At 32.6% G+C, this 18,598-nt stretch carries 17 protein-coding genes and 1 pseudogene; all 18 read left to right on the top strand.

Annotated elements, in window-relative coordinates; genetic code table 11:
• Positions 1-90 precede the first annotated feature (90 nt).
• The 18 genes and pseudogenes from Q4517_RS02840 to atpE all read left to right on the top strand — a co-directional run bounded on the left by Q4517_RS02840 (position 91) and on the right by atpE (position 18,532).
• Positions 91-1,782: a glutamine--tRNA ligase/YqeY domain fusion protein gene (locus Q4517_RS02840; protein WP_303505998.1), complete on the top strand. Its 1,692-nt coding sequence runs from the start codon at positions 91-93 to the stop codon at positions 1,780-1,782.
• Positions 1,783-2,009: 227 nt separating this feature from the next.
• Positions 2,010-3,446 (top strand): regulatory iron-sulfur-containing complex subunit RicT, encoded by a 1,437-nt coding sequence (ricT, locus tag Q4517_RS02835; protein ID WP_303505995.1) that lies wholly within the window; start codon positions 2,010-2,012, stop codon positions 3,444-3,446.
• Positions 3,436-3,921, top strand: a complete 486-nt coding sequence (locus tag Q4517_RS02830; protein ID WP_303505993.1) for a gliding motility lipoprotein GldH — start codon at positions 3,436-3,438, stop codon at positions 3,919-3,921. Before ricT ends, Q4517_RS02830 begins: the two co-directional genes overlap by 11 nt.
• Positions 3,921-6,197, top strand: coding sequence for a penicillin-binding protein 1A (locus Q4517_RS02825; RefSeq protein ID WP_303505991.1), 2,277 nt, complete (start codon positions 3,921-3,923; stop codon positions 6,195-6,197). The genes Q4517_RS02830 and Q4517_RS02825 overlap by 1 nt, the downstream gene beginning before the upstream one ends.
• 60 nt (positions 6,198-6,257) lie before the next feature.
• The gene (locus Q4517_RS02820; RefSeq protein WP_303505989.1) at positions 6,258-6,959 is read left to right on the top strand and encodes a CoA transferase subunit A; all 702 of its coding nucleotides are present in this window, start codon (positions 6,258-6,260) and stop codon (positions 6,957-6,959) included.
• 17 nt (positions 6,960-6,976) lie between these two features.
• Positions 6,977-7,240 (top strand): annotated as a pseudogene (locus Q4517_RS02815) (four helix bundle protein).
• Positions 7,241-7,390: 150 nt separating this feature from the next.
• Complete coding sequence (locus Q4517_RS02810) at positions 7,391-8,044, top strand: 3-oxoacid CoA-transferase subunit B (RefSeq protein WP_303505987.1); 654 nt, start codon at positions 7,391-7,393, stop codon at positions 8,042-8,044.
• A 67-nt stretch (positions 8,045-8,111) separates the two neighbouring features.
• Positions 8,112-8,873 carry an exodeoxyribonuclease III gene (locus Q4517_RS02805; protein ID WP_303505985.1) on the top strand — a complete coding sequence of 254 codons (762 nt, stop codon included), beginning with the start codon at positions 8,112-8,114 and terminating at the stop codon, positions 8,871-8,873.
• 7 nt (positions 8,874-8,880) lie between these two features.
• Complete coding sequence (locus Q4517_RS02800; protein ID WP_303505983.1) at positions 8,881-10,389, top strand: lytic transglycosylase domain-containing protein; 1,509 nt, start codon at positions 8,881-8,883, stop codon at positions 10,387-10,389.
• A 27-nt stretch (positions 10,390-10,416) separates the two neighbouring features.
• Entirely contained in the window at positions 10,417-11,409 is a 993-nt protein-coding gene (locus tag Q4517_RS02795; RefSeq protein WP_303505981.1) for a DUF4837 family protein, read from the top strand.
• Between the two features lie 114 nt (positions 11,410-11,523).
• The gene (locus Q4517_RS02790) at positions 11,524-12,996 is read left to right on the top strand and encodes a DUF5687 family protein (protein ID WP_303505978.1); all 1,473 of its coding nucleotides are present in this window, start codon (positions 11,524-11,526) and stop codon (positions 12,994-12,996) included.
• Between the two features lie 21 nt (positions 12,997-13,017).
• Positions 13,018-13,713, top strand: coding sequence for an ABC transporter ATP-binding protein (locus tag Q4517_RS02785; protein WP_303505976.1), 696 nt, complete (start codon positions 13,018-13,020; stop codon positions 13,711-13,713).
• 94 nt (positions 13,714-13,807) lie between these two features.
• Positions 13,808-16,039, top strand: a complete 2,232-nt coding sequence (locus Q4517_RS02780) for a tetratricopeptide repeat protein (RefSeq protein ID WP_303505974.1) — start codon at positions 13,808-13,810, stop codon at positions 16,037-16,039.
• A 24-nt stretch (positions 16,040-16,063) separates the two neighbouring features.
• Entirely contained in the window at positions 16,064-16,471 is a 408-nt protein-coding gene (locus tag Q4517_RS02775; RefSeq protein ID WP_303505972.1) for a polymer-forming cytoskeletal protein, read from the top strand.
• Complete coding sequence (locus Q4517_RS02770) at positions 16,440-16,670, top strand: AtpZ/AtpI family protein (RefSeq protein ID WP_303505970.1); 231 nt, start codon at positions 16,440-16,442, stop codon at positions 16,668-16,670. Before Q4517_RS02775 ends, Q4517_RS02770 begins: the two co-directional genes overlap by 32 nt.
• Positions 16,663-17,043 (top strand): DUF6168 family protein, encoded by a 381-nt coding sequence (locus tag Q4517_RS02765; protein ID WP_303505968.1) that lies wholly within the window; start codon positions 16,663-16,665, stop codon positions 17,041-17,043. The genes Q4517_RS02770 and Q4517_RS02765 overlap by 8 nt, the downstream gene beginning before the upstream one ends.
• 124 nt (positions 17,044-17,167) lie before the next feature.
• Positions 17,168-18,295 carry a F0F1 ATP synthase subunit A gene (gene atpB / locus Q4517_RS02760; protein WP_303505966.1) on the top strand — a complete coding sequence of 376 codons (1,128 nt, stop codon included), beginning with the start codon at positions 17,168-17,170 and terminating at the stop codon, positions 18,293-18,295.
• Between the two features lie 48 nt (positions 18,296-18,343).
• Positions 18,344-18,532: an ATP synthase F0 subunit C gene (gene atpE / locus Q4517_RS02755; RefSeq protein WP_303505964.1), complete on the top strand. Its 189-nt coding sequence runs from the start codon at positions 18,344-18,346 to the stop codon at positions 18,530-18,532.
• Positions 18,533-18,598: the final 66 nt, after the last annotated feature.

The following is an 18,598-nucleotide window of genomic DNA, read 5'->3' as shown; positions in this document are numbered from 1 at the left end:
TTAGACCTTTTAGGAAGCTCTTGATTGATTCTATTTTAAGAGAAAACTATAGAAGGCTGTAAAAATAGAACACGTACATAATTTATAAAGATGTCAGAAGAAAAGAAATCATTGAATTTTTTAGAGCAAATTGTTGAAGAAGATTTGGCAAATGGAATGCCAAAAGAAAATTTGCGTTTTCGTTTTCCACCAGAACCAAACGGATACTTACATATAGGGCATACAAAAGCTATTGGTATTAGTTTTGGTTTAGGAGAAAAATACAATGCTCCAGTAAACCTTCGTTTTGATGATACAAACCCAGCAAAAGAAGAGCAAGAATATGTAGACGCTATTAAACGTGATGTATCTTGGTTAGGGTATCAATGGGAAAAAGAATGCTATTCTTCTGATTATTTCCAACAATTATATGATTGGGCAGTTCAATTGATTAAAGACGGAAAAGCGTATGTAGATAACCAATCTTCTGAAGCAATGGCTGAGCAAAAAGGAACGCCAACGCAACCAGGAGTAGCAGGACCTAATAGAGACAGAAGTGTTGAAGAAAACTTAGATTTATTCACACGTATGAAAAATGGTGAGTTTGAAGAAGGTTCTCATGTGTTACGTGCTAAAATAGATATGGCTTCACCAAATATGTTACTACGTGATCCTATTATGTATCGTATTTTAAAGAAAGAACACCACCGTACAGGAAGCGATTGGGTAATTTATCCAATGTACGACTGGACTCATGGTGAAAGTGATTATATAGAGCAAATTTCTCATTCACTATGTTCACTAGAGTTTAAACCTCACCGTGAATTATACAATTGGTTTAGAGATAATGTGTATGAATATAGTCAATCAGAATACCCATTACCACCAAAACAAAGAGAATTCTCACGTTTAAACTTAAGTTATACCGTAATGAGTAAACGTAAGTTGATGAAGTTGGTGGAAGAAGGAATTGTTTCAGGGTGGGATGACCCACGTATGCCAACTATTTCAGGATTACGTCGCCGTGGTTATACTCCTGCTTCTATTCGTAGTTTTGTGGATACTGTAGGAGTTTCTAAACGTGAAAATGTGATTGATGTAGCGTTACTGGAGTTTAAAATTAGAGAAGATTTAAACAAAACAGCGAATCGAGTGATGGGGGTTTTAGATCCAGTAAAAGTGGTAATAGATAATTATCCAGAAGATCAAGAAGAGATTTTAATTGCTGAAAACAATCCAGAAGATGAAAACTCTGGTACAAGAGAAGTTCCATTTTCAAGAGAAATTTATATAGAACGTGAAGACTTTAGAGAAGAAGCAAACAAAAAATTTTTCCGTTTAAAATTAGGAAAAGAAGTTCGTTTAAAGAATGCGTATTTTATTACCGCTAATAGTGTGGAAAAAGACGAAAACGGAAATATTACTGTAATTCACTGTGCGTACGACCCATTAACAAAATCAGGAAGTGGAACCGAAGAAAGTAAGCGTAAGGTAAAAGGAACTTTACACTGGGTTTCTATAAAACATGCAGTAAAAGCTGAGGTAAGAGCGTATGACAGGTTGTTTTCAGATGAAGCACCAGACAGTCATAAAGATAAGGACTTTATGGCGTTTTTAAACCCGAATTCGTTAGAAAAAATTACGGCTTACGTTGAACCAAGCTTACAAGAAGCAAAAATTGGAGACCGCTTTCAGTTCCAACGTTTAGGGTATTTTAATGTAGATGATGATTCAACAGCAGAAAATTTAGTATTCAATAAAACTGTTGGATTACGAGATAATTGGGCGAAAAAGAATAAATAGTGCCAAAAGACATAAAACAAATGAAAAACGCTGCTTTTAACAAAAAAGTGGCGTTTTTTTTAACAAAAAAATCAATTTTCACTTTTCATTAGAATATGTATCTTTACAGATTAAGGATAGTTGTTATAAGATAAATTTTATACAGCTGAAAATCAAATAATAAAAATGTTTTTTGATACTGTAAATACCACAGGTTTAAAAAACATTTCAAAAAAATATACTATCGTATGAGTTGTAGCAGTTGCTCAACTAACAAAAGCGGTGTGCCAAATGGCTGTAAGAGTAACGGAAATTGTGCTACGGGCACATGTGGAAGTGGAAATAAGCTCGCTGTTTTTGATTGGTTATCGAACATGACTTTACCTACGGGTGAAGCTCCATTTAATATTTTTGAAGTCCGTTTTAAAAACGGACGAAAACACTTTTATAAAAATCTTGAAAACTTAACCCTTTCCATGGGAGATGTGGTTGCAGTTGAAGGATCTTCAGGGCACGATGTTGGTATTGTTTCTTTAGCAGGAGAGCTTGTAAGAGTTCAAATGAAAAAAAGAAAAATTACTGCAGATAGTGATGAAGTGAAGAAAATTTACAGAAAAGCCTCTCAAAAAGACATTGATGTTTGGCAAGAAGCCAGAGGAAGAGAGCTAGAAACACAACGAAAAGGAAGAGAAATTATAAGCCGACTAGGTTTAAAAATGAAACTTTCTGATGTTGAATATCAAGGAGATGGAACAAAAGCTACTTTTTATTACACAGCAGATGAACGTGTAGATTTTCGTCAGTTAATACGTGACTTAGCTAGCGCTTTTTCTATTAGAGTAGAAATGCGTCAGGTAGGAATGCGTCAAGAAGCAGCTCGTTTAGGAGGAATTGGTTCTTGTGGTAGAGAACTATGCTGCTCTACTTGGCTAACCGATTTTAGAAAAGTAAATACAGCAGCAGCCCGCTATCAACAGCTATCACTAAATCCGTTAAAATTAGCAGGACAGTGTGGTAAACTAAAGTGTTGTTTAAACTACGAATTAGACACGTATTTAGATGCATTACAAAGCTTTCCGAAGCAAGATAAAGTGCTAAAAACAGAAAAAGGAGATGCTGTTTTCGTTAAAATGGACATTTTCAAAAAGTTACTTTGGTACACTTACAAAGAAGAAAGTTTTAAATGGTATAAACTATCGTTAGATCAAGTTCAAGAGATTATAGAATTAAACAAAAATAATGAACTTGCTTTACCGTTAGAAGAATATGAATTGGAGATAACTGAAGAGGTCTCTGTTGATTTTGAGAATGTCGTTGGTCAAGATAGTTTAACACGTTTTGATGCTCCAAAAAAAGGGCGCAAAAATAGTAGACGTAAGAAAAGAAACCCAACAAATAAGAGAGAGGGAGATAAACAACCTCCTATAAACAAGAGACCAAAGAAAAAGCCACAAGGGAAATCAGTAAAGACTGAAGGAGGGCAAAAAACAGAAAAGAAGAGGGTTGACAATAGGAAACCAAGACCTAAAAATAACCCAAAAACTCGAAAACCTAAACCAGAAGGTAATACAACTGAAAAACCACAAGGACAACAAAAAAAGCCTAGAAACCCTAGAAGAAAAAACAACAATCAACGTAAAAAAAACAATAACGATAATAAAAGTAATACCAATAATGAGAAGTAAAATTGGCATCTTTTTTTTAGTCGCTACGCTATTTGCTTCATGTGATTCAAATAGGGAGTTTGATAATTATATGGCACTTCCAAAAAGTTCATGGAATAAAAAAAATGCAATACAATTTACATTTCCAATTAATGACTCTATTGGTAAGAAGAACCTTTTTATAAACCTTAGAAATAATAAAGATTATGCATACAGTAATCTTTTTTTAATTACACAAATGAATTTTCCTGATGGACAAATAATCATAGATACATTGGAGTATGATATGGCAGATGTTACAGGAAAGTTTTTAGGACAAGGTTTTACCGATATTAAAGAAAACAAACTTTTTTATAAAGAAAACATAACGTTTCCCCGCAAAGGAAAATATACTTTTAAAGTTCGACAAGCCATGCGAAAAAATGGAGAAATAGAAGGTGTTGAAGAACTGAAAGGGATAACTCATGTAGGGTTTAGAATTGAAAAAATAAAGTAATGACAGAGAAAAAAACAACAAGTTTTAGTAAGTATATTAAATGGTTTTGGGGTATCATTTTAGGAGGTTTCCTGCTTGTTTGCCTACTTTTTTTACTAGCTTCTTGGGGAGTGTTTGGAGCATTGCCAACTTTTGAGGAGTTAGAAAACCCAGAGAATAACTTAGCAACCGAAATTATTTCTTCGGATGGTAAAACCTTAGGGAAATATGCTGTTGAAAATAGAACACCTATAAAATATAAAGACATTCCACAGAATATGGTGAAAGCCTTGGTTTCAACAGAAGACGAACGTTTTTATGAGCATTCAGGAATAGACTTTAGAGGAACAGCAAGAGCTATTTTAAAACCAGGAAGTGGAGGCGCGAGTACAATAACCCAACAGCTAGCAAAAATGCTGTTTACGAAAAAAGCATCTCGAAACATTTTTAAAAGAGTACTTCAAAAAGTAAAAGAATGGGTAGTAGCTGTTAAGTTAGAGCGTCAATATACTAAAGAAGAAATCATAACTATGTATTTGAATAAATATGATTTCTTAAATCAAGCAGTGGGTGTCCGTTCAGCAGCTCGAATTTATTTTGGAAAAGAACCCAAAGAGTTAGATATAGAAGAATCAGCAATGCTAGTAGGAATGCTTAAAAACTCTTCCCTTTTTAATCCTTTAAGGAGAAAAGAGATGGTAAAACAACGAAGGAATGTTGTTTTAAAGCAAATGAATAGAAGTGAGTTTATTACTTTAAAACAAAAAGACTCATTACAAAAATTAGGTCTAGGACTTAATATAAACAGAGAAGGGCATAGTGACGGTTTAGCAACATATTTTAGAGAGCATTTAAGAAGTATTTTAAAAGAGTGGGTTAAAGAAAACCCAAAACCAAATGGAGAAGAGTATAATATTTATAGAGATGGATTAAAAATTTATACTACGATAGACTCTCGTATGCAAAAATATGCTGAAGAAGCGGTTTATGAACACATGGCAAACCTTCAAACCTATTTTAACAAAGAACAAAAAAGAAATAAAAAAGCTCCTTTTTATGATATAAACAAAAAAGAAATAGAAAAAATAATAAGAAGAGCAAAACAAAATTCAGACCGCTATAAGCGAATGAAAGCAGCTGGTAAGTCTGAAAAAGAAATAGATAAGGTCTTTAATACTGCTACAGATATGCGTATTTTTACGTGGAAAGGTGAACGTGACACGGTAATGACCCCTTATGACTCAATACGTCATTATAAATATTTCTTACGTTCAGGTTTGGTATCTATTGAGCCTCAAACAGGTCATATTAAAGCTTGGGTTGGAGGAATAAACCATAGGTATTTTAAATATGATGCAGTTGAGCAACAAAAACGTCAAGTAGGTTCTACGTTTAAACCTTTTGTATATGCTACTGCAATTAATCAATTAAAAATGTCACCTTGTGATAAATTGCCAAACACACCATACACTATTCCTAAGGAAAAATATGGAATGCCAAAAGATTGGACACCTAAAAATGCAGGAGGTAAATATGGAGGGGAACTTACATTAAAAGAAGCTTTAGCAAAATCAGTAAATGTAATTACAGCACAGCTAATTGATAAAGTTTCACCAATAAATGTAGTTCGACTAGCAGAATCTTCAGGGATAACGTCTAAATTAGAGGCAAATCCGTCTATCGCATTAGGAGCAATTGATTTATCGTTATTAGAAATGGTAAGTGCATATTCAACTTTTGCTAACAAAGGATTACGTGTAAGTCCACTAATGGTTACTCGAATTGAAGATAAAAACGGAACTGTTTTAGAAGAATTTGTACCTCAAACTAAAGAAGTATTAAGTGAAGAATCTGCATATGTAATTTTAGACTTGATGCAAGGCGTAACAAGATTAGGTTCAGGAGCACGTTTACGATCAACATGGACTTCCGCAGGTGATGCTGCAACAGGTTTCCCTTATAAATTTACCAATCCAATTGCAGGTAAAACAGGTACCACACAAAACCAATCAGATGGTTGGTTTATGGGGATCGTTCCTGATTTAGCAACAGGAGTTTGGACAGGTGGAGAAGATAGAGCTACACACTTTGCAGGGTTAAAATATGGACAAGGAGCAACAATGTCGCTACCTACATGGGCTATATTTATGAGGAAGTGCTATGAAGATAAGACATTAGAGGTAAGTAAAGGAAGTTTTGAAAAGCCTAAAGATATAAGTATAAATTTAGATTGCTCAAAAACAGAGGAAACGAAAGAAGGAGAAGAAGAAACAACCCCAGACGATACAGATTTTTAGTATAATTGTAGCGTATTTAAAACCTCACTTATTGAGTAAAGCTTAAAAACAACAACTATAATGATAAATAAAAAAGTAAATAACATACAAGAAGCATTACAAGGTGTACAAGACGGCATGACCTTTATGTTAGGAGGGTTCGGTTTGTGTGGAATACCTGAAAATGCTATTGCTGAGTTAGTAAAAATAGGAGTAAAAGATGTTACTTGTATTTCTAATAATGCAGGAGTTGATGATTTTGGTTTAGGGTTGTTATTACAAAATCATCAAATAAAAAAAATGATTTCTTCTTATGTTGGAGAAAATGATGAGTTTGAGCGTCAAATGTTGTCTGGAGAATTAGAAGTAGAATTAACACCACAAGGAACCTTAGCGGAAAAATGTAGGGCAGCACAAGCAGGTTTCCCTGCTTTTTATACACCAGCAGGTTATGGGACAGAGGTGGCAGAAGGAAAAGAAACTCGTGAGTTTGACGGAAAAATGTATGTTTTAGAACCAGCGTTTAAAGCAGATTTTGCCTTTGTAAAAGCATGGAAAGGTGATGCAGCAGGAAATTTAATATTCAAAGGGACTTCAAGAAACTTTAATCCAAATATGTGTGGGGCAGCTACTATTACAGTTGCTGAGGTTGAGGAGTTAGTTCCAGTAGGAGAATTAGATCCAAATCAAATCCATATTCCAGGAATTTTTGTACAACGCATTTTCCAAGGAGAAAAGTATGAGAAGAGAATTGAGCAACGAACTGTTCGAAAACGAGACTAATACCTTATAATGTAACAATGTATCAATTTGAAAATGTAACAATGAAGAATCCTGTAGTAGATAAATCAGTAGAAGTTGGATTGTTTGTTATTGAATATTGTGAACAGTTAGAAAACGAACGAAAATATGTAATTGGTCGTCAATTGTTAAAATCAGGAACAAGTATTGGAGCCAATATACATGAAGCTTAGAACGCCGAAAGTAAAGCAGATTTTATTCATAAAATAAAGATTGCGACCAAAGAATTAGATGAAACCAAGTATTGGTTAACTCTTTGTTAAAAGTCTAAAAATTACCCTACAAATAAAGTTTTAACTGAAAAAATTAAGGAACTAGGGTTGATTTTATACAAAATATTAAGTACAAGTATTAAAAGTAATAAGTAGTTCATTGCTATATTGTTACATTATTAAATTGATACATTAAAGAAAATGTTAGATAAAAACGGAATAGCGAAAAGAATCGCAAAAGAAGTAAAAAACGGATATTATGTAAACCTTGGTATCGGAATTCCAACATTAGTAGCCAATTTTGTTCGTGATGATATTGAGGTAGAATTTCAATCAGAAAACGGAGTACTAGGTATGGGACCTTTTCCTTTTGAAGGAGAAGAAGACGCTGATATTATCAATGCAGGAAAACAAACTATAACAACTATGCCAGGAGCTAGTTTTTTCGATTCTGCTACCAGTTTTTCAATGATTCGAGGTAAACACGTTCACCTAACTATTTTAGGAGCTATGGAGGTTGCCGAAAATGGAGATATTGCCAACTGGAAGATACCAGGAAAAATGGTAAAAGGTATGGGAGGAGCGATGGATTTAGTAGCCTCTGCCGACAACATTATTGTAGCAATGATGCACACTAATAAAAGAGGAGAATCTAAGCTACTTAAAAAATGTTCATTACCATTAACAGGAGTAGGTTGTGTAACAAAAATTGTAACAAACTTGGCCGTATTAGAAATTAAAGACAATAAGTTTTACTTATTAGAAAGAGCTCCTGGAGTATCAGTGGAAGAAATTAAAGCAGCTACAGAAGGAACTCTGATTGTCGAAGGAGATATCCCAGAAATGGATATTTAACAAAATTATAGGATTAAATAAAGACGTAAGGCACTATGCTTTACGTTTTTGTATTTTAAATATATAGATGAAAATAATCTCATACAACGTAAACGGAATTAGGGCGGCATTAAAAAAAGGATTTATCGATTGGTTACAAGCTGCAGACCCAGATGTAATATGTATTCAAGAAACCAAAGCACACAAAGAGCAGTTAGATGTAACTGAGTTTGAAAATGCAGGATACCCATATCATTATTGGTTTTCAGCAGAAAAAAAAGGATATTCATCCGTAGCAATTTTCTGTAAAGAAGAGCCAAAACATGTAACCTATGGAACAGGAATAGAATCGATGGATTTTGAAGGAAGAAATCTTCGTGTAGATTTTGATGAGGTTTCTGTAATGAGCATGTATTTACCTTCAGGAACTAATAGTGCTCGATTAGACTATAAATTCAATTACATGGATGAAATTCTTGAATATGCTACAGAACTGAGAAAAACCATTCCGAATTTAGTTATTTGTGGAGATTATAATATTTGTCATGAAGAAATAGATATCCACAACCCTAAAATGAAAGGAGTATCTGGTTTTTTACCAGAAGAACGTGAGTGGTTAGGAAAGTTTATTAATAGTGGATTCATAGATAGTTTCCGTCATTTGCATCCAGAAAAACAAGAATACTCTTGGTGGAGCTACCGAGCAAACGCAAGAACAAACAATAAAGGTTGGCGTATTGATTACAACATGGTAACTGAAACTTTAAAAGACAAAATTTCAAGAGCGTATATTTTACCAGAAGCAAAACATTCAGATCATTGCCCAATTGCAGTTGAATTAGATTTATAAAACCAACATGAAAAAATTACTAACACTACTCCTTTTTACAACTTCAATTTTTGCACAACAACCTATTGATAGCCTTTCTGTAGCTAAAGACAGTGTTGATGTTGTGGTAAATGATTCTATAAACTCAGCGCAAAACCAAGAGCTATTTTCTACGGAAGATTTAAAGATGATTGATAGCTTACTAGTTGAAGAAAAATTTAATTCATCATTGTTTGATAGCATTCAATATGTAATTAATGATAAAGATATCTTAGGTAACACAACCACAATTCTTACAACCGATTTATTAAAGAAACGGTTACAAGACTTAAACGTAAGAACACCTTTTCATTTAGAGTACAATCCTGCGTTAGAAAAAGTGATTAATAGTTATTTAAAATATCGCAAAAAATACTATCCTGCATTAATGGCTCGTGCTCAATATTATTTTCCAATGTTTGAGCAATACCTAGATCAATACGACATCCCTTTAGAGATGAAATATTTGGCTATTGTTGAGTCAGCGTTGAGACCAGATGCTCGTTCTTGGGTAGGAGCAACGGGTTTATGGCAATTTATGTATGGAACAGGAATTCAGTTTGATTTAAAGGTGAACTCGTATGTAGATGAACGTCAAGATCCAGTAAAATCAACAAAAGCAGCATGTCAATACTTAAGTCAGTTGTATAAAATTTTTGGTGATTGGGATTTAGCCTTAGCAGCATACAACTCAGGTCCAGGAAACGTATCAAAAGCGATAAGACGTTCTGGAGGCTATAAAAATTATTGGAATATTCGTCCGTTTTTACCTCGTGAAACGGCAGGGTATGTACCAGCATTTTACGCAACGATGTATATTTTTGAATATGCAGAAAAACACCATATTTACCCTGAAGCACCAAAAATCTTCAATTTTGAGACAGATACAGTTCGTGTAAAAAGAACTATTAGTTTTGATCAGATTTCAGAAAAAACTGGAATAGACTCTGATTTATTAGCTTTTTTGAATCCATCGTATAAACTAGATGTTATTCCGTATGTAAAAGAAAAAAATTATGCAGTTCGGTTACCTCGAAGAAACTTAATGGACTTTTTAGACAAGGAAAAAGAAATATATGCTTTAGCAAACGAAGATGATGCTAAAAGAGAAAAGCCTTTACCAAAATACTTTGAAATGGATAAACGTATTCGCTATAGGGTTCGAAGTGGAGACTATTTAGGTAAAATAGCTAATAAATTTGGGGTACGAGTAAGAGATATTAAACGTTGGAATGGCTTACGAACACATCATTTAAAAATAGGACAAAGATTAAGTGTTTACCCTAAAAGAATGGCTGTTCCAAAAAAGGTTTCAAAGAAAAAATATAAAGCACCAACAGGTAAGCATGAGGTGTATGTTGTTAAAGAAGGAGATTCATTATGGACTATTTCAAAAAAATATCCATCAGTTTCTGTTGATGAAATTAAAAAATGGAACAATATTTGGAGTGTTAAAAGTTTAAAACCAGGAATGAAACTTAAAATTTTTAAAAGCTAAAAATACAACTACTAAACACCACAAACTATGAATAAACTAATAGCATTATTTGCCCTAATTTTTATAACAGTTTCGTGTAAAAATAAAGGAGAGAAAAGTGACTATGTTTTACCAACATCAAATGGAAATACTAATAAAATATTAGTAGTAATTAAAGGAAATGATTGGGAGGGTAAAATTGGTGATGAAATTCGCTCTGTTTTTGGAGAGCATCAGGTAGGATTACCACAGCCTGAAACATTACTTTCAGTAGGACAAATAGATCCTATAGGATTTAAAGGTTTTATAAGGAATGCAAGAGCTGTTTTAATTCTTAGAGAAGGAGAAAAAGAAAAAATAGCAGTAGAAAAAAACAAATATGCTGAACCTCAAATTTTAGTTTATGCAACAGCTAAAAGTAAAGGAGCTTTGGTTGACTTGATTCGCAACAGAGGAAAAGAGATTATTAAATTATTTAAAGATGAAGATGTAAAGTTTACTCAAAGAATCTTTAACAAAGAAAAACTTGACGAAACTCAATTTAAAACAATTAAAAACTTAGGAGTTACATTAACCATTCCTGAAAGGTTTAAACTTGTTGAAGATACAGGAGACTTTTTATGGTTACGTCAACACTTAAAAAGCGGAATAGCAAGAGGAGATGGAACCAACAATATTTTAGTGTATAGCTATCCTTTGGAAGATGAAAGTAAAGTGGCAGACAACATTACAAGAATGAGAGATACAATTGGTAAAAAATATATTCCTGGAACTAAAGAAGGGATGCACATGATTACCGAACAAGCATACACTCCATTTACTTTTGATGCAGAAATTGATGGTAAAAAAGCCTATGAAACTAGAGGTAAATGGGAAGTAAAAAATGATTTCATGGCAGGGCCATTTATTAACTATACAATAATTGATAAAGAAAACAAACGTGTCATTGTTTTTGAAGGATTTACTTATGCTCCATCAGTAAACAAACGAGATTTCATCTTTGAATTAGAAGCGATAGCAAAGTCTTTAAAAATAAAATAAAAGATAAATCATAATAACGGTAGAAAAGCATCAATTTTTAAATTGATGCTTTTTTTATGTAACAAAAAGTTGTAGAAAAAGACAAATAAGGTAATCAACCAAATACAAAACCAAATGATTATACATTTTTTAAAGTTAGAATGGAAGCAGTTTTTTCGCTCTTCTTATTTCGGAAAAAGCATTGCATTAAAAATAATCATGAGCTTTTTTGCATTATGGATGCTAGTTTCATTTTTAATGATAGGAATAGGAGGGTATTTTTTCATTAAAAAAGAATACCCAAATACAGATCCACTTTTTTTTGTTAATGGATTTCTTGTTTTTTTATTAATTGGAGATTTAATTTTTCGCTATTTAATGCAAAAATTACCAGTATTAAACATCAAGCCGTTTCTAAACTTACCTGTAAAAAAAGAAAAACTTGTTCATTTTGTATTAGGAAAATCAGCTTTGTCATTCTTCAACATAATGCCGCTGTTTTTTTACGTGCCTTTTTCAATAGTATTAATAGGTCAAGGATACAATGTCATGGGAGTTTTAGGATGGTTGTTTTTAATGGTTATGCTAGTATTAAGTGCTAACTATGTAAACTTTCTAATCAATAAAAATAATTATGCATTAGGAGGGATGATTGCTGTACTCGGAATGTTATTTCTTACAAATAAATACCAGTTATTTAACGTAAATGATGTATTTGCGCCTATTTTTCAATCAGTATATAACTTTCCTGCTTTGTCAGTAATAGGAATGGTCTTGCTAGTAGGACTATACTATGTAAATTTTAAATTATTAAGAGAAAAAGTATATTTAGATGATGCTATAAAAAGTAAAGAAGAAGTAGCAAAAGAATCAGACTTATCTTTTGTTGATAGATTGGGAGATGTGGCGCCATTTATTAAAAATGATATTCGTCAAATTTGGAGGAATAAACGAACTAAAACAGTGTTTTTTATGTCGTTTTTATTTCTTTTCTACGGAGCTATTTTCTTTGGACAGGAAATGTATCGAGAACAAATGCCTGCTTTTTTAGTCTTTGCTGCAGTTTTTGTTACAGGAGGGTTTACGCTAAACTATGGGCAGTTTATCCCTGCATGGGATAGTGAGTATTACAAAATGCTTATGAGTCAAAATATCCGTTATCGAAAGTTTTTAGAAAGTAAATGGTATTTAATGGTTGTAGTCTCAGGAGCATTATACCTGCTAAGTATTCCTTATGTTTATTTCTACGGATTAGATATTTTTTTAATAATAACTGCTGGGGCAATTTTTAATATAGGGTTTAATTCTCTCTTTTTACTCTTTGCGGGCTCTTTTAATAGGAAGCGTATAGACTTAAATAAAAGTGGATTTTCAAACTATCAAGGTACTAGTGCAACACAATTTTTAATTATAATTCCAATAATGGGAATTCCTATGCTCCTCTTTTGGGTTTTCAACAAGTTTGTTAGCTTTAATGCAGGTGTTTTAGCAATTGCAATTGCTGGAACATTAGCTCTGGCATTTAAAAATTACTTTATGGGTTTTATAGAAAAAAGATACATTAAAAGTAAGTACGCAGTAATACATGCATTTAGCCAAAAATCATAACCAACCAAAAAACTAAACAAAATGATATCTATACATAATATTTCAAAAACATACGGAACCACACAAGTTTTAAACCTAGAAGAGTTGAAGATTCCTAGCGGACAATCTTTTGGGTTAGTAGGGAATAATGGAGCAGGAAAAACAACTTTGTTTAACCTGTTATTAGATTTAATTAGACCAACAACAGGAGAAATTATAAATAATGAAGTTACTGTAAACAAAAGTGAGAACTGGAAAACATTTACAGGGTCGTTTATAGATGAAACTTTTTTAATAGGATACCTAACGCCTGAAGAATATTTTGATTTTGTTGGAGATTTACGTGGAATGAATAAGGCAGATGTAAAAGGGTTCTTAGCTCAATTTGATGAGTTTTTTAATGATGAAATTTTAGGAAAGAAAAAGTATTTACGAAGTTTAAGTAAAGGAAATCAAAAGAAAGTTGGTATTGTAGCAGCAATGATGGGAAATCCACAAGTAATAATCTTAGACGAACCTTTTGCAAACTTAGACCCTACAACGCAAATCAGACTAAAAAAAATAATTAAAAAACTAACAGAGAATAATGATGTAACTGTGTTAGTTTCAAGCCATGATTTAAGCCATGTAACTGAGGTTTGCGAACGTATTGTAGTTTTAGATAAAGGGAACGTTGTAAAAGATATAAATACATCGCAAGAAACCCTGCAAGAATTAGAAAGCTATTTTTCTGCATAAAACAAGGTGAAAATCATCTTATAATTATTATTTTTACCTCTTTACGTACAAAAAACACAATTATTACGTTGTTGTACTGTAAAAGCAATAGTATATGGAAAAAGGGGTAAAGATAATAGTATTCAGTGTTTTAGCGGCTGTCGCGTATTCGTGTAGTGTTAAAAAGGATGCTTTTTTAAATAGAAGTTATCACGCTGTTACCACTAAATACAATGTGCTTTTTAATGGAGAGCAAGCGTATTTAAAAGGACTTGAAGAAATTCAAGAAAAACATGAAGATAATTTCTGGAAGCGTTTACAATTAGAGCCTATAACTTTTGATGAAAGTAAGCTAACAACAAAAGTACTTACTCCCGGTACAGGATTTAATACTGAAGAAGAGGAAGAAAACAAAAACCTAACACCTTTTGAAAAAGCAGAAGAAAAAGCTATAAAAGCTGTTCAAACCCATTCGATGAATATTAATGGGTACGAAAAGAATAGCCAAATAGATGACGCTTATTTACTGTTAGGAAAGTCTAGATACTATACACAACGCTTCATTCCTGCATTAGAAGCCTTTAATTATGTGATAGTTAATTACCCTAAAGCAGATTTAAACTACGAAACAAAAATTTGGAGAGCTAAAACAAATATTCGTTTAGGTAACGAAAAAAGAGCTATAGAAACATTATCGTTATTATTAGACGTTTTAGATGAGAAAGAAAAAATAAATAAATCTGTAAAAGAGCAAGCTTATACAGCCATGGCAATGGCCTATGAACAAACAGATACCATTCAAAAAATGGTTGATTATCTAAACTCAGCAACTAAAACACATTACAACAAAGAACAATCAGCTCGAAACATGTTTGTTTTAGGACAAATTTATAGCGAATTAGATAGAAAAGATTCGGCAAGAATGGTGTTTCGAAAACTAGCAGACAATAAAAGAGCACCATATAGGTTTCGCATTAGAGCAGATATTGAACTTGCTAAGAATACTCCGAATGACTCAACATCAATATTGATGTTAGCTAGGTTAAGAAAATTAATTAAAAATTCAGATAACCGAAAGTTCTTAAACGAATTATACTACCAGGCAGGAGTTGTTCAAGAAGGAAGAAATAACCCAGAAGCAGCAGCAGAATATTACAAAAAATCTTTAGAAGCAAAACATAATAACAATTATCAAAAAACCTATGCGTATGAACGTTTAGCAAATATGGCTTTTGAAAAAGAGAATTACCTGCTAGCGGGTTTGTATTATGATAGTGTAATGCAAGTAGTTTCTAAAGAGTTTGATCAAGAAAAAAGAATCCGTAGAATTCGTAGAAAAAATAAAGGACTGACAACCTTAAGAAAATACGAAGAAACAGTAAAAAATAACGATAGTATTCTTGGTTTGGTAGCAATGACACCAGATGAAAGAACTTCTTTTTTTGAAGCATATATTGAAAAAATAAAAAAAGAAGATGAAGAAAAAAGACAACAATTACTAAATGCTCAAAACTTCGGAAGCGGCTTTGGAGGTGGAGCTTCTATAAACAATAATGCAAATAAAGGAAAATGGTATTTTTACAACACGCAAGCATTAGGGTTTGGAAGGGCAGAATTTCAAAAAATATGGGGAACACGTCCTTTAGAAGATAACTGGCGATTATCAGACAAATCCATTAGCGTTGCAGATAATGTGTCAGAAGATGATAATGAAACAAAAATAAACAAGAGATATGAACTTTCAACATACCTTGATGCAGTACCTACAGATGAAAAAGTAATTAGGGGCCTTGTACAAGAGCGAAATGATGCATTATACCAATTAGGGCTAATTTATAAAGAGCAGTTTACAAATGCTAGACTAGCAATTAAAAACTTAGAACGCTTAAGAGAAGTTAGTACAGATGATAAGTTGGAGTTACCAATAAGTTACCATTTGTATCAAATATATAAAAAGGGAGGTGATGTAGCTAAAGAAAATGAGTATAAGAATGTTATCTTACAGAAATACCCAAAAACAAGTTTTGCTCAAATAATTTTAAACCCTGATAAAAAACTTGTAGAAGAAAAAAAAGAAGATGAGGTTTTAAATAAATACAAAGAAATATACTATTTATATAAAGAGAATAAGTTTGATGAAACTGTTAAAGAGATAGATAATTTTTTAACTACAATAAAAAAATCAAATTTAATCCCTAAATTCGCACTCCTAAAAGCCTTGGCTATAGGGAAATATCAAGACAAAGAGACCTATAAAAAAGCGTTAGAGTTTGTTGCGGTTAGTTATGCAACTACTCAAGAAGGTAAAAAAGCAAAAGAAATAATAGAACAATTAAATAAAGCATAAACCCACCCCTTAAATTCCCCGAATATGTTTGGTAAAGAGAGTAAAAAAACAACCGAAAACAAAGTTGCAGAAAGAAACATTATTGGAAAAAACACCAAAATAACCGGTGAAATTATCTCTGAAGGAGACTTTAGAATCGATGGTACTTTAGAAGGAACTATAGAAACTAATGGCAGAGTAATAATTGGTAGTACTGGTCTGATTAAAGGAAAAGTTGAGTGTACTAATGCAGATGTAGAAGGAGATTTTTCAGGAGAGTTATTTGTATCAAACACACTTACAGTGAAATCTTCAGCAAACATTACCGGAGATGTTATTATAGGGAAACTATCTGTGGAGCCAGGAGCCGAGTTCAATGCTACTTGTGCAATGAAAGGAGCGGTAAAAGAATTAAATAAAAATGAGCAAGGACTCAAAGAAAAAACCGCTTAATAAATACATACGATTCACAGGAATCGCACTTCAAATGGGGCTAACTATTTACTTAGGAAGTTTACTAGGTGAATGGTTAGACCAAAAATACCCGAACGATAACCAACTTTACGTAAAAATTTGTACACTTGTGGCAGTTTTCATATCAATGTATTCTGTAATTAGAGAGGTAACAAAACTAACGAACAAAGATGATTAAACGAATTATAATTTTCACCTTGGTTGTGCTAACTTTGAGTGCTTTAGGTTTTTTTTTAAATGATTTTTTTGTAGAAAAAAATGATATTAGTCTTACGTTTTCATTGTTGTCAATATACATATTCAATGCAATAGCTTCATTGGTGATTTATATATCAGTTGAAGTCGTGGTAAATTACTTGCCTAATGAAACAGGTTATTTATATCTTGGTTTAATGTTGGTAAAGTTTGGAGTATTTATATTACTATATCAGGACTCGATATTTTCTGAAACAGGTTTAACTAAGCCAGAAAAAATATCGATACTAGTTCCGATTCTTACTTTTTTATTCGTTGAAGCGGCTGGTGTTTCAAAGTTGTTGAATAATAGGTAGTTCACTGTTTTTGTAAGCCGTTAAAAGACTCAAGAAAACTAAATAAAAAAACCGTTTGTAGTTTTAATTTATTGTGTACCTTTGCACGGAAATTTAGAGACCATAATTCTATATTTAGCAAGGTATGATGATAGCAAAAAAACCTGTCTATTTTTTAACGGTACTAGCAATAGTATTTAGTTCATTTACAGCGTTCGCTGGAGGAGGGGATACAACTTCAAAATCAAAAGATGGAGGAAGAGTTAATACTAAAAGTGAAATTGATGGATACATTAAACATCACTTAGCAGATTCGCATGACTTTACACTGTTTTCGTATACAAACGATGCAGGTGAGCGTAAACATATTGGGTTTTCATTGCCAGTAATTGTTTGGACAAGTCAAGGGTTAAAAACTTTTATGTCTTCTGAATTTCACCACAACGATGACGGTCATGTTGTTGTAGAAAAAGGTGGAGTGAAGCTTGCTAAAATTCATAGTAAAATATATGAGTTAAATCGAGAGGAAACTGCGGTTGCTTTCGATGAAACTCATCACGCTACCAATGCACATAAAGTGTTAGATTTTTCTATTACTAAAAGTGTGTTTGGAATGTTGTTAGTAGGTTTGTTAATGTTTTTTGGATTTAGAGGTTTGGCAAGCGGATATAAAAAGGGGCCTGTGCCAACAGGTTTTGCACGTGTTCTTGAACCATTAGTGTTATACGTTAGAGACGAGATTGCACGTCCAAACATTGGAGAGAAACATTACCGAAAGTTTATGGGGTTTTTGTTAACAGTGTTTTTCTTTATCTGGGCTTTAAATTTATTAGGGTTAACCCCATTAGGGTTTAACGTAACAGGGCAAATAGCAGTTACTGTTTGTTTAGCAATGTTTACATTCTTTATCGTTCAGTTTTCAGGAAACAAAGATTATTGGAAACATATTTTTTGGATGCCAGGAGTTCCTGTTTTAATGAAAATAGTATTAGCACCTATTGAAGTATTAGGGATGTTAACAAAGCCATTCTCATTATTTGTGCGTTTATTTGCAAATATTACTGCAGGTCACTCTGTAGTAATGGGTATTGCGGCGTTAATGATATTGTTGAAAGCAAAGTTTGGAACTGCAGGAGCAACGAGTATTTCATTTTTATTAACCTTGTTTTTAACGTTGATAGAAGTTCTAGTAGCATTTTTACAAGCATATATTTTCACGATGTTATCATCGTTATTTATAGGGATGGCAGTTGAAGAACATGATCATCACTAAATAAATTAGAATTAAAATTTTGTTTAATTATATATAAATCAATTTATTATGACACTTAATTTAGTTGGAGCAGGTTTAATCGTAATCGGAGCAGGATTAGGATTAGGTAAAATCGGAGGAAGTGCAATGGAAGCTATCGCACGTCAACCAGAAGCAGCTGGTAAAATCCAAACTGCAATGATTATTATTGGAGCATTATTAGAAGGTTTAGCATTCGGTGCTTTACTTTTAGGATAGTACAAGAAAATCAAAAAAAATAATTCTTTAGCGGTTGGCTAAAGAATTATTTTTAAAAAAATTAAA

Origin of the sequence: Tenacibaculum sp. 1_MG-2023 (genome assembly GCF_030547425.1) — a bacterium.
Taxonomy (GTDB): domain Bacteria; phylum Bacteroidota; class Bacteroidia; order Flavobacteriales; family Flavobacteriaceae; genus Polaribacter.
This window is presented reverse-complemented; position numbering and strand designations above follow the sequence as displayed.